The organism is Streptomyces sudanensis (genome assembly GCF_023614315.1).
In the GTDB taxonomy this organism is placed as follows: domain Bacteria; phylum Actinomycetota; class Actinomycetes; order Streptomycetales; family Streptomycetaceae; genus Streptomyces; species Streptomyces sudanensis.
Window position 1 is genome coordinate 4,787,437 of record NZ_CP095474.1, and the last position, 11,888, is coordinate 4,799,324.

Consider the following 11,888-nt stretch of genomic DNA (forward strand, 5'->3'; position numbering starts at 1 on the left):
GTGCCGCGGGTGGCGCACCGCCTCCCGGCCGCCCCCGTGGGCGGCGGCCCCNNGGGGCCTCCGCCCGCCCCGCTCCCGGCGGGCGCGGGGCGGCCGCGCCCGCCGGGGACGGGTTCAGGCCGGCTGGCCGGCCGCCGCGATCCGCTCGGCGCGCAGCGCCTCGTACCACCGGTCGTCCGCCGGCGGCAGCGCGTTCACGTCGAGGGCCAGCTTCAGCAGCAGGTCCGCGATCTGCGGGTTGCGCGCCATGACCGGGCCGTGCATGTACGTGCCGAAGACGGTGTCGTTGTACGCGCCCTCCGTGCCGTCCCCGGTGCCGTTGCCCTTGCCGAAGACGGTCCGGGCGAACGGGCGGGCCGTCGGGCCCAGGTGCGTGATGCCCTGGTGGTTCTCGAAGCCCGTCAGCTGCGGCAGGCCGAAGCGCGGGTCGATGTCGGCGAGGACGTCGCCGACGCACCGCTCGCCCTCGCCGCGGGTGGAGACCACGTCGATCAGGCCCAGGCCGGGCTGCCGCTCGCCCAGGTCGTTGACGAACTCGTGGCCGAGGATCTGGTAGCCGGCGCACACCGAGAAGATGATCGCGCCGTTGCCCGCGGCCCGGCTCAGACCGCCGTCGCGCCCGAGCCGCTCGGCGGCCAGCCGCTGCGGCCGGTCCTCGCCGCCGCCGATGAGGTAGATGTCGCCGGAGGTCGGGATCGGCTGGTCGCTGCGCACGTCCACGCGCTGCACGCCCAGGCCGCGCTGGCGGGCGCGGCGCTCGACGACGAGGACGTTGCCCTGGTCTCCGTAGGTGCTGAGCAGGTCGGGGTAGACCCACACCACGCGCAGGCTGCTCTCGCTCATGATCTTCTGTCCTTGGGCTCGTGGGTCAGTTGCCGACGCGGCGGCGGACGTCCTGGAACGCGGTGTAGTTGGCGATCAGCTCGATCCGCCCCGGCGGGGCCAGCCGCACGGCCTCGTCGACGGTGTCGCACACCCGGAACTCCAGGCCCGCGACCTCCAGCCGGACGGCGAGGTCCAGCCTGCGGTCGCCGATCACGAGGATGGGGTGGCCGGCGAGGCGCCCGTAGTCGACGTCCCACAGCCACGAGGTGTCCGTGCCGTCCGCGCCGCGCGCGTTCACGGAGAGGACGACCGGCGTCGGAGGCCGGTCGATGAGGGAGAACGTCTCCAGCCAGCCGGCCGGGTTCTTCGCCAGCAGCAGCCGCACGTCGCGGCCCTGGAAGGAGACCACGTCGTACCGGCCGGCGACGGCCTGCACCTGGTACATGCGCTCCAGCGCGACCTGCGGGGGGACGCCGAACACGGCGGCGACGGCGGCGGAGGTCGCGGCGTTCGCCTTGTTCGCGCGGCCCGGCAGCTGGAGGTGGATCGGCCAGGCGGAGCCGTTCGGGTCCAGGACGTGGTCGCCGCTGAGCGCCCAGGTGGGGGCGGGGCGGCGGAAACCGCACTCGCCGCAGAACCAGTCGTCGCCGGGGCGCTGCATCACGCCGCCGCACGCCGGGCACGACCAGGCGTCGTCCTTCCACTCCTGGCCGGCCGCCACCCACACCACGTTGGGGGAGGAGGAGGCGGCCCACACGACGAGCGGGTCGTCGGCGTTGGCGACGACGACGGCCTTCGTGCCGGCGAGGCCCTCGCGCCACTTCTCGGCGAGCATCCGGGTCTCGGCGGCGCGGTCGAGCTGGTCGCGGGAGAGGTTGAGCAGCGCGATCACCTTGGGCTCGGTGTCCCGGGCCACGCCGGCCAGGTACTTCTCGTCCACCTCGATGACGCCGTACTTCGACTCCGTCCCGCCGGCCAGCGCGGAGGTGATGCCCGCGGGCATGTTCGCGCCGAGCGCGTTGGAGACGACCGGGCCGCTGGCGCGCAGCGCCTCCGCGATGAGGCGGGTCGTGGTGGTCTTGCCGTTGGTCGCCGAGACCAGGACGACGTCCAGGTGCTGCGCGAGCCGGCCCAGAAGGTCGGGGTCGAGCTTCAGCGCCACCCGGCCGCCGATCACCGATCCGCTGCCGCGGCCCGCCGCGCGAGACACCGCCGCTGCGGCCCTGCCCGCCGTCACGGCCAGCTTGGCGCGCGGCGACAACGGCTCCGAGTTGCCTGCCATCGTCCTTGTTCCTCCTAGCGTGGGTCGCCTCAGCCTATCGAGATCCGCCCGCCGTCCCGAACCCCGCCACCTGCCGGAGAGCAGGTGGCGGGGCTGAACGTACCCTGAACGCCATGCGAAACCGGCCAATCCCCGGCAGTTCCGGCGCCGTGCGGGCGATGAGCCTGCTCGGCTCGTCCGCGCTGCACACCCCCTGCGAGACCGTCACCGACTTCGGGCCGTCCCTGGCCCGTCTGGTGGAGGACCTGTTCGCCACGATGTACGCGGCGGACGGCGTCGGCCTCGCGGCCAACCAGATAGGCGTGGGCCTGCGCGTCTTCGTCTACGACTGCCCCGACGACGAGGACGTCCGGCACCTCGGGCACGTCGTCAACCCGCGCCTGGTGGAGGCCGGCGGGGTGAGCGTGCGCGGCCCCGAGGGCTGCCTGTCGCTGCCCGGTCTGGAGGCCGCGACGGAGCGCTTCGACCGGGCCGTGGTCGAGGGCGTCGACGTGCGGGGCGAGCCGGTGCGGGTGGCGGGCACGGGGTTCTTCGCCCGGTGCCTCCAGCACGAGTGCGACCACCTGGACGGCCTGGTGTACCCGGACCGCCTGGGCGGCCGGCGCCGCGCGAGGGTCCTGCGCGCGGCGCGGCGCGCACCGTGGGGGCGCCGGGCCTGAGGGCGACGGGGCGTCGGCGGCGGGGCGCGGCCCGTGCCGCCCGGGGCGCGGCGGTCAGAACCGGGGGCCGTCCGCCCGGTCGTCCGCCTCGGCGAGCCGGCCCCACAGGAGGTCGGCCAGGGCCGACACCAACGCGGCCCGGCTGCACGGGCGTTCGCCCAGCCACCAGTCGCCCGCCGCGTGCATCATCCCGACGATGCCGTGCCCCCACACCCGGGCCAGGGCCTCGCCGCCCTCGCCCGGGTCGATGCGCTCGGCGATGACCCCGGCGAGCTCCTCGCCCATGCGGCGCAGCAGCGGCGCCGAGTGCCGGCCCGCGTCGAACCCCTGCTCCGCGGGCTGGGCGGCCTCCTCGGCGGGGTGCATCAGGAACCGGTACACCTGCGGGCGCGCCTCGATCGCGGCGAGGTACGTGTCGAGGGTCGCCTCGACGCGCCGCCGGCGGTCGGCGGGGGCGTCGAGGGCGGCGCGCAGCGCGTCCAGCAGGGCGTCGGTGTGCCGCTGGGCGAGCGCCCGGTACAGTCCGCCCTTGTCGCCGAAGTGGCGGTAGAGGATCGGCTTGGTGATGCCGGCCTCGGCGGCGATGGCGTTCATCGACGCCTGCGGGCCGTCGCGCAGGACGACCCGGTCCGCCGCGTCGAGCAGTTCGCGCCGCCGCCGCTCGGCCGACCGCTGCTGCCCGGCCCGGTGTGTGGTCTCCATAGCGTCTCTCCCCGCCCGTCGGTGCTCTGAGGCCAGCGCAACGTAACACCGACCCGGCGGGGGCCGCCGGTTGACAGCGTCTACCTGCCGGTAACAGACTGCCGTTACCTTTGGTAACACGCGTACGTCCGCCGGGAGGGGCCATGGCCGAGTTCACGCTCGAGCTGAACGACGACCAGAAAGAGGTCCGTGACTGGCTGCACGGATTCGCCCGGGACGTGATCCGCCCGGCCGCCGCCGAGTGGGACGAGCGCGAGGAGACCCCCTGGCCGGTCATCCAGGAGGCCGCCAAGGTCGGCATCTACTCCCTCGACTTCTACGCCCGGCAGTTCTTCGACCCGACCGGCCTCGGCATCCCCGTGGCGATGGAGGAGCTGTTCTGGGGCGACGCGGGCATCGCCCTGTCCATCGTCGGCACCGGCCTCGCCGCGGTGGGCGTCCTCGCCAACGGCACCGAGGAGCAGATCGGCACCTGGATCCCCCAGATGTACGGCACCCCCGAGGACGTGAAGGTCGCCGCGTTCTGCTCGTCCGAACCCGACGCCGGCTCGGACGTCGCCGCCATGCGGACCCGCGCCGTGTACGACGGGGCCAAGGACGAGTGGGTCCTGGACGGGACCAAGACCTGGGCCACCAACGGCGGCATCGCCGACGTCCACGTCGTCGTGGCCGTCGTCGACCCCGAGCTGGGCTCCAGGGGCCACGCCTCCTTCGTCGTCCCGCCGGGCACCCCCGGCCTGTCGCAGGGCCAGAAGTTCAGGAAGCACGGCATCCGGGCCTCCCACACGGCGGAGGTGGTCCTCCAGGGCGTGCGCGTGCCCGGCTCCTGCCTGCTCGGCGGCAAGGAGAAGCTGGACGAGCGCCTGGCCCGCGCGCGGGAGCGCGCACGGAAGGGCGGCGAGCGCGTGAAGAACGCCGCGATGGCCACCTTCGAGGCGTCCCGCCCGGCGGTCGGCGCGATGGCCGTCGGCACGGCCCGCGCCGCGTACGAGGTCGCCCTCGACTACGCCACCACGCGCCACCAGTTCGGCCGCCCGATCATCGACAACCAGGGCGTCGCCTTCCAGCTCGCCGACATGCGCACCCGGATCGACGCGGCCCGCCTCCTGGTGTGGCGGGCGTCCTGGATGGCCGCCACGGGCAAGCCCTTCACCTCGGCGGAGGGCTCCATGTCGAAGCTGTACGCCAGCGAGACCGCCAAGGACGTCACCGCCCGGGCCGTGCAGATCCTCGGGGGCAACGGCTACACCCGCGAGTACCCGGTCGAGCGCATGCACCGTGACAGCGGGATCTACACCATCTTCGAAGGGACCAGCGAGATCCAGCGCCTCGTCATCGCCCGCGCCCTGTCGGGCGTCCCCATCCGCTGACCGGACGGGGCGGGCCGGTCCGGCGCGGACCCTTCCGCCACCGGGCCGAACGCCCGGCTCGCGCAGGCGGGCGGGTACCCCGCCGGCCGGGGCCCCCGCTCCGCGGGCCGCCCGCGGACGATTCCCCCCGAGGGCCCGCCTCGGGGCGGAGGCAGGAGGGTGTCCGGCGCGGATCCCGCGGCGGGGCCTCCCGTCTTCCGCCGACCGCACCCGGGGTTCTTCCGCGGAAGATGCCGCAAGGGGCGGCTCGCGGCCGCGGTCACGACGGGTGCGCCGGGGGGACCGGCGGCTTCGCGTGACGGACTCAGGCCCGGCCCGCGCGGCGCTTGTCGCGGGTGAGGAAGAGGCATGCCGCCGAGGCCAGGGCGATCCCGCCCGTGCTGACGCTGAGGGCCACCTGCTTGCCGCCGTCGAAGGCGAAGCTGGTGGACACGTTGGCGGCGACGGCCGCCACGAGCAGGAGCCAGAGCAGGACCTTCATGGCTGTTCCCTTCGTCGGTGGAGGAGCCGGTGCCCCTCGGGGAACCACGATGCCCGCTTCCGCGGTGGCGATCGAGGGGGCGCCCTACCGGAGTCCCGGTGTAGCCCGCTACACCACCGTCCGGGTGCCGCGCACACCGCCCGGGTCCGGTCCGGTCACCTAGTCTGGTCGGCATGACACAGGGGCTGCGGCGTGAACTCCGGGCGACGGGGCAGTTGTTGAGATCGGCGGGTCTGGCCCTGGCCTCGCTTCTGTTCCTGCCCGTCCTGGTGTTCACCCTCGCCACGACCGTACTGGTGATCGGCGCGGGCGGACTGCCCGAAACGGTCCTGCTGCTGCGCCGGCTCGCCGGCGCCAAGCGGCGCGAGGTCGAGAGGTGGACGGGGGAGACCGTCCCGGAGGCGTACGTACCGATCGCCGGCGAGTTGCGCGTGCGCGTGCGGACGGCGGTCCAGGACCCCGGAACGTACCGCGACCTCCGGTGGCTGGCGGCCCACTTCCTCTACGGCTGGCTGCTGGCCTACGCCGCGCTGCTCGTGTGGATCATCGGCCTGCTCGTGGACGGCGTGTGGTGCCGGGTGCCGGGGCGCGGGGCCGTGGTGCTGCCGCTCGTCGGGCGGCTCGCCGACCTCGACGCGCGCTGGTCCCGCTCCCTGCTGGAACCGTCCGCGGACACTCGGCGCAGCATCGAACTCGCCGGACGGGTCGAGGAGCTGACGGCCACCCGGGCCGGGGCGGTCGCCGCGCACGGCGCCGAACTGCGGCGCATCGAACGGGACCTGCACGACGGCACGCAGGCCCGCCTGGTGGCCCTGTCGATGAGGGTGGGACTGGCGAGGCGGGCGTACGACAACGACCTCGACGCGACCCGCAGGCTGCTCGACGACGCACAGGACCAGGTCGAGGAGGCGCTCACCGAACTGCGCCACGTGGTGCGCGGCATCCACCCGCCGATCCTCACCGACCGGGGCCTGGCCGGCGCCGTACGGGCCCTGGCCGCAGGCAGCGGCCTGGAGGTCGAGGTGGCCCAGGACGGCCTGGAAGCCGGGCCGCGTCCGCCGGCCGCGGTCGAGGCGGCGGCGTACTTCGCGGTCGCCGAGGCGCTGACCAACGCCGCCAAGCACAGCGGATCCCGCCGGGCCCGGGTGGAGCTCCGCCGGGGGCCCCGGTCGTTGGGCGTCTCCGTGCGGGACGAGGGCCGCGGCGGGGCCGACGAGACCGGCGGCAGCGGACTGCTCGGCATGCGGCGGCGGATCGCGGCACTCGACGGCGTCGTGCAGGTGTCGAGCCCCGCCGGGGGGCCGACCGTGATCGAGGTGGAGCTTCCGTGCGTGTGGTGATCGCCGAGGACAACGCCCTCCTGCGGGAGGGGCTGGTCCTGCTCCTGACCTCCGCGGGGCACGAGGTGGTGGCGGTCGCGTCCAGCGGCCCCGAGGTGCTGCCCACGCTCCTGGAGCACCGGCCCGACGCCGCGGTGCTGGACGTCCGGATGCCGCCCGGCTTCCGTGACGAGGGGCTGCGGGCGGCGCTCGCGGCCCGCGCCGAGATCCCGGAGCTGCCGGTCCTCGTCCTGTCCCAGTACGTCGAGGAGACCTACGCCGCCGAGCTGCTGGGCGGTGGGGCGAGCGGGGTGGGGTACCTGCTGAAGGACCGGGTCGGCCGGGTGGACCAGTTCCTCGACGCCCTGGACCGGGTCACCTCCGGCGGCACGGTCCTGGACCCGGAGGTGGTGGCCGAACTCCTGGCCACCCGCAGGAGCGACCCCGTCGACTCGCTGACCCCGCGCGAGCGCGAGGTGCTCCGGCTGATGGCGGAAGGCCGGGACAACGCGACCATCGCCGCCCGGCTCGTAGTCACCGAACGGGCGGTGAGCAAGCACATCGGCAACGTGTTCCTCAAACTGGGGCTGCCGCCCAGCGACAGCGGACACCGCCGGGTGCTGGCGGTGCTCGCCTACCTGGACAGCAGGTTCCGCACGTGAACCGCTCCCACCGGATGCGCGGGTCCGCGGGCGCCGCCGGCCGGAGCCCCGCCCGTACCCGGCGGGGCGGCCCCGGAGGCCGGCCGGTCCTCCCGCCGGGCCGTGCACGACACGGCGGGGGCGGCGGCCCGGGTCCCGCCGCCCCCGCCCCTCCCGGGGCCGCGTCAGGCCGGGAGCCGCTCCTCGATCGCGGCGACCAGCTCCGGCGCGTCCGGCTCCGTGCGCGGCCGGAAGCGGACGACCCCGCCGTCCGGCGAGATCAGGAACTTCTCGAAGTTCCACTGCACGTCGCCCGCCTCGCCCGAGGCGTCCGCGACCCGCGTCAGCTCCGCGTACAGCGGGTGCCGGCCGGGCCCGTTGACATCCGTCTTCTCCAGCAGCGGGAAGGTCACCCCGTACGTGGTGGAGCAGAACGTCCGGATCTCCTCCGGACCGCCCGGCTCCTGCCCGCCGAACTGGTTGCACGGCACGCCGAGCACGGTCAGGCCGCGCTCGCCGTACTCCTGCTGGAGCTTCTCCAGCCCGGCGTACTGCGGGGTCAGACCGCACTCGGACGCCACGTTCACCACCAGCACCGCCCGGCCGCGGTACTCCGCCAGGCTCGTCGGCTCACCGGACAGGGTGCGCAGCGGGATGTCGTACAGGCTCATGGGCCCTCCTCGTCGTCGTCGGATCAGACGACAGGGTAGACACGTACCGTGAACGACGAGCCACTTCCCCACAGCGCCTTCGGGGCGCCCGTCCCCGAGGAGTCCCCCTCCGGGGCGCCCGTCCCCGAGGAGTCCCCCTCCGGGGCGCCCNNNNGNCCCNGAGGAGNNCCCCTCNGGGGCGCCCGTCCCCGAGGAGTCCGGCCGGCCGCCCGTGCGGTGCCGGCTGTGCGGCCGGCCGCTGACCGGCCGGGCCTCGCGCCGCACCGGCCTCGGCCCGGCGTGCGACGCGAAGCTCCACCCGNNANGCCCCGACATCCGCCCCCGCCGCCACGACGTCGAGCAGGAGCCGCTGTTCTGACGGGCCGCCGCGGAAGCGGTCGGCACGGCTAGCGCAGCGGCCGGAACAGGCCCTCCTGGACGACGGAGACCAGCAGCCGCCCGTCCCGGTCGTAGATCCGCCCGCGGGCCAGTCCGCGGCCGCCGGTGGCGATCGGGGACTCCTGGTCGTACAGGAACCACTCGTCGGCCCGGAACGGCCGGTGGAACCACATCGCGTGGTCCAGCGACGCCATGTCGAACCCGCGCGGCCCCCACAGCGGCTCGACCGGGATGCGGACCGCGTCCAGCAGCGTCATGTCGGAGGCGTACGTCAGCGCGCAGGTGTGGACCAGCGGGTCGTCGCCCAGCGGGCCCACCGCGCGCATCCACACGGCGCTGCGCGGGTCGGCCCCCTCGATCTCCTCGGCGCTCCAGCGCAGCCGGTCCGCGTACCGGATGTCGAACGGCTGGCGCCGCGCCATCCGCTCCAGCGACTCCGGCAGCGTCCCCAGGTGCGCGCGGATCTCGTCCACGACCGGGGGCAGCGTCTCCGGGTCGGGGAAGTCCAGGCGCGGCGGGAGCTGGTGTTCGAACCCGGCCTCCTCCGGCCGGTGGAACGACGCCGTCAGGTTGAAGATCGTCTTGCCGCGCTGCACCGCCGTGACCCGCCGCGTGGTGAACGACCGGCCGTCGCGCACCCGCTCCACCTGGTACACGATCGGCACGCCCGGGATGCCCGGCCGCAGGAAGTACGCGTGCAGCGAGTGCACCGGGCGGTCGCCCTCGGTGGTGCGGCCCGCGGCCACCAGCGCCTGCCCGGCGACCTGGCCGCCGAAGACCCGCTGCAGCGACTCCTCGGGGCTGAGGCCGCGGAAGATGTCCACCTCGATCCGTTCCAGGTCGAGCAGGTCGACCAGCCTCTCGGCGGGGTTCGTCGTCATGGGGTGTCCGGTGCTTCCTGTCGTGGGCGGGGGGCGTGGGCGAGGGCCGTGGGCGAAGGTCGTGCGCGGGGGCNNCCGAGGNCNNGGGCCGGGGCCGGGGTCAGAGCGGGCCGACGTGGGTGACGCGGACCACCGCCCGGCCCTCCTCGTCGGAGGCGGCCAGGTCGACCTCGGCGCTGATGCCCCAGTCGTGGTCGCCGTTGGGGTCGGCGAAGGTCTGCCGCACGCGCCACAGGCCGTGCTCCGGGTCCTCCTCGATGGACAGCAGCTTCGGGCCGCGCGCGTCCGGACCGGTGCCCAGGTCGTCGTACTCGTCCCAGTACCCGTCCATCGCCCCGCCCCAGGCGTCGGCGTCCCAGCCGGACTCCCCGTCCAGCTCGCCGAGCTCCTCGACGTGGTCCAGGGCGGCCAGCTCCACCCGGCGGAACATCGCGTTCCGCACCAGGACCCGGAAGGCGCGGGCGTTGGCCGTGACCGGCTTGACCTGGTCGGCCTTCTCCTGGGCCTCCTCGGCCGTCTCCACCTCCGGGTTGGCCAGCTGCTCCCACTCGTCGAGCAGGCTGGAGTCGACCTGGCGCACCATCTCGCCCAGCCAGGCGATCAGGTCCTGGAGGTCCTCGGACTTCAGGTCGTCGGGGATCGTGTGCTCCAGCGCCTTGTACGCGCTCGCCAGGTACCGCAGCACGATGCCCTCGGTGCGCGCCAGCTCGTAGAAGGAGGTGAACTCGGTGAAGGACAGCGCCCGCTCGTACATGTCGCGGACCACCGACTTCGGCGACACCGGGTGGTCACCGACCCACGGGTGCGACTTCCGGTAGAGGTTGTACGCGTGCCACAGCAGCTCCTCCAGCGGCTTGGGGTACGACACCTCCTGGAGCCGCTCCATCCGCTCCTCGTACTCGACGCCGTCCGCCTTCATCGCCTGGACGGCCTCGCCGCGCGCCTTGTTCTGCTGGGCGGCGAGGATCTGCCGCGGGTCGTCCAGCGTCGACTCGACGACCGACACCATGTCGAGGGCGTACGACGGGGACTCCGGGTCGAGCAGCTCGAACGCGGCCAGCGCGAACGTCGACAGCGGCTGGTTCAGCGCGAAGTCCTGCTGGAGGTCGACGGTGAGCCGGATCGTGCGGCCCTGCGCGTCCGGCTCGTCCAGCTGCTCGACGACCCCGCCGGCCAGCAGCGACCGGTAGATCGCGATGGCGCGGCGGATGTGGCGCAGCTGGTTCCTGCGCGGCTCGTGGTTGTCCTCCAGCAGGCGGCGCATCGCCGCGAAGGCGTCGCCGGGCCGGGCGATCACCGACAGCAGCATCGTGTGCGTCACCCGGAACCGGGAGGTCAGCGGCTCGGGGTCGGACGCGATCAGCTTCTCGTAGGTGGTCTGCGTCCAGTTGACGAAGCCCTCGGGGGCCTTCTTGCGGACGACCTTGCGGCGCTTCTTCGGGTCGTCGCCCGCCTTCGCCAGGGCCTTCTCGTTCTCGACGACGTGCTCCGGGGCCTGCGCGACCACCAGCCCCGCCGTGTCGAACCCGGCCCGCCCGGCGCGCCCGGCGATCTGGTGGAACTCGCGGGCGCGCAGGGTGCGCACCCGGTTCCCGTCGTACTTGGTCAGGGCGGTGAACAGCACCGTGCGGATCGGGACGTTGACGCCGACGCCGAGCGTGTCCGTGCCGCAGATGACCTTCAGCAGACCAGCCTGGGCGAGCTTCTCCACCAGCCGCCGGTACTTCGGCAGCATGCCCGCGTGGTGCACGCCGATGCCGTGGCGGACGTACCGCGACAGGTTCCGGCCGAACGCGGTGGTGAAGCGGAAGTCGCCGATCAGCTCGGCGATCCGGTCCTTCTCCTCGCGGGAGCACATGTTGATGCTCATCAGCGACTGCGCCCGCTCGACGGCGGCGGCCTGCGTGAAGTGCACGATGTAGACCGGCGCCTGCCGGGTCTCCAGCAGCTCGGTCAGGGTGTCCGTGATCGGCGTCGTCCGGTACTCGTACGACAGCGGCACCGGGCGGGTCGCCGAGCGGACCACCGCCGTGGGGCGGCCCGTGCGGCGCGTCAGGTCCTTCTCGAACATCGACACGTCGCCGAGCGTCGCCGACATCAGGACGAACTGCGCCTGCGGCAGCTCCAGCAGCGGGATCTGCCACGCCCAGCCCCGGTCCGGCTCCGCGTAGAAGTGGAACTCGTCCATCACGACCTGGCCGACGTCGGCGGCCCGGCCGTCGCGCAGCGCGATCGACGCCAGCACCTCCGCCGTGCAGCAGATCACCGGCGCGTCGGCGTTCACGGAGGCGTCGCCGGTCAGCATGCCGACGTTCTCCGTGCCGAACAGCTTGCACAGGTCGAAGAACTTCTCCGACACGAGCGCCTTGATCGGCGCCGTGTAGAACGTCACCTGGTCGTGGGCGAGCGCCGTGAAGTGCGCCCCCGCCGCGACCAGGCTCTTCCCCGAGCCGGTGGGGGTGGAGAGGATCACGTTGGCGCCGGACACCACCTCGATCAGCGCCTCCTCCTGGGCCGGGTAGAGCGAGATGCCCCGGCCCTCCGCCCACGACGAGAAGGCCTCGAAGAGGGCATCGGGATCGGTGGACGGCGGAAGCTGATCGATGAGGGTCACGCCCCCATCTTGCCTGGCCCACCGCGGGAAACGGGAACCGGCCGCCGCCACGGAGATCACCGGCG

11 protein-coding genes and 1 pseudogene are annotated in these 11,888 nt (G+C 74.0%); 5 read left to right on the forward strand and 7 right to left on the reverse strand.

Going from position 1 to position 11,888, the window contains the following annotated elements:
• Positions 1-114: 114 nt before the first annotated feature.
• Positions 115-843 carry a type 1 glutamine amidotransferase gene (locus MW084_RS22180; RefSeq protein ID WP_010475534.1) on the reverse strand — a complete coding sequence of 243 codons (729 nt, stop codon included), beginning with the start codon at positions 841-843 and terminating at the stop codon, positions 115-117.
• Positions 844-868: 25 nt separating this feature from the next.
• Complete coding sequence (locus tag MW084_RS22185) at positions 869-2,107, reverse strand: MurT ligase domain-containing protein (protein WP_010475531.1); 1,239 nt, start codon at positions 2,105-2,107, stop codon at positions 869-871.
• 113 nt (positions 2,108-2,220) lie between these two features.
• Between MW084_RS22185 and def the strand changes: the two genes are divergently transcribed.
• Positions 2,221-2,766, forward strand: coding sequence for a peptide deformylase (def, locus tag MW084_RS22190; RefSeq protein WP_029553884.1), 546 nt, complete (start codon positions 2,221-2,223; stop codon positions 2,764-2,766).
• Positions 2,767-2,820: 54 nt separating this feature from the next.
• Here the strand turns inward: def and MW084_RS22195 are convergent, their stop codons facing one another.
• Positions 2,821-3,468 carry a TetR/AcrR family transcriptional regulator gene (locus MW084_RS22195; RefSeq protein ID WP_010475527.1) on the reverse strand — a complete coding sequence of 216 codons (648 nt, stop codon included), beginning with the start codon at positions 3,466-3,468 and terminating at the stop codon, positions 2,821-2,823.
• A 143-nt stretch (positions 3,469-3,611) separates the two neighbouring features.
• Here MW084_RS22195 and MW084_RS22200 point away from each other — a divergent pair, with 143 nt between their 5' ends.
• On the forward strand, positions 3,612-4,838 hold the full coding sequence (locus MW084_RS22200) for an acyl-CoA dehydrogenase family protein (RefSeq protein WP_010475525.1): 1,227 nt from the start codon (positions 3,612-3,614) through the stop codon (positions 4,836-4,838).
• A 304-nt stretch (positions 4,839-5,142) separates the two neighbouring features.
• Here the strand turns inward: MW084_RS22200 and MW084_RS22205 are convergent, their stop codons facing one another.
• The gene (locus MW084_RS22205) at positions 5,143-5,319 is read right to left on the reverse strand and encodes a hypothetical protein (protein WP_010475523.1); all 177 of its coding nucleotides are present in this window, start codon (positions 5,317-5,319) and stop codon (positions 5,143-5,145) included.
• A 173-nt stretch (positions 5,320-5,492) separates the two neighbouring features.
• On the opposite strand from MW084_RS22205, the gene MW084_RS22210 reads away from it, so the two are divergent.
• On the forward strand, positions 5,493-6,659 hold the full coding sequence (locus MW084_RS22210) for a sensor histidine kinase (protein WP_029553883.1): 1,167 nt from the start codon (positions 5,493-5,495) through the stop codon (positions 6,657-6,659).
• The gene (locus MW084_RS22215) at positions 6,647-7,300 is read left to right on the forward strand and encodes a response regulator (protein ID WP_039830063.1); all 654 of its coding nucleotides are present in this window, start codon (positions 6,647-6,649) and stop codon (positions 7,298-7,300) included. Before MW084_RS22210 ends, MW084_RS22215 begins: the two co-directional genes overlap by 13 nt.
• Positions 7,301-7,464: 164 nt before the next feature.
• Here the strand turns inward: MW084_RS22215 and MW084_RS22220 are convergent, their stop codons facing one another.
• The gene (locus MW084_RS22220) at positions 7,465-7,950 is read right to left on the reverse strand and encodes a glutathione peroxidase (RefSeq protein WP_010475517.1); all 486 of its coding nucleotides are present in this window, start codon (positions 7,948-7,950) and stop codon (positions 7,465-7,467) included.
• Between the two features lie 175 nt (positions 7,951-8,125).
• Between MW084_RS22220 and MW084_RS22225 the strand changes: the two are divergent.
• A pseudogene (locus tag MW084_RS22225) lies at positions 8,126-8,254 on the forward strand (DUF6011 domain-containing protein); the annotation flags it as partial.
• A gap of 82 nt (positions 8,255-8,336) precedes the next feature.
• Here MW084_RS22225 and MW084_RS22230 read toward each other — a convergent pair.
• Together MW084_RS22230 and MW084_RS22235 are read right to left on the reverse strand one after the other, a co-directional pair.
• Positions 8,337-9,209 carry an acyl-CoA thioesterase gene (locus MW084_RS22230; protein ID WP_010475513.1) on the reverse strand — a complete coding sequence of 291 codons (873 nt, stop codon included), beginning with the start codon at positions 9,207-9,209 and terminating at the stop codon, positions 8,337-8,339.
• A gap of 100 nt (positions 9,210-9,309) precedes the next feature.
• Positions 9,310-11,823 (reverse strand): DEAD/DEAH box helicase, encoded by a 2,514-nt coding sequence (locus MW084_RS22235; RefSeq protein WP_275563755.1) that lies wholly within the window; start codon positions 11,821-11,823, stop codon positions 9,310-9,312.
• Positions 11,824-11,888 lie beyond the last annotated feature (65 nt).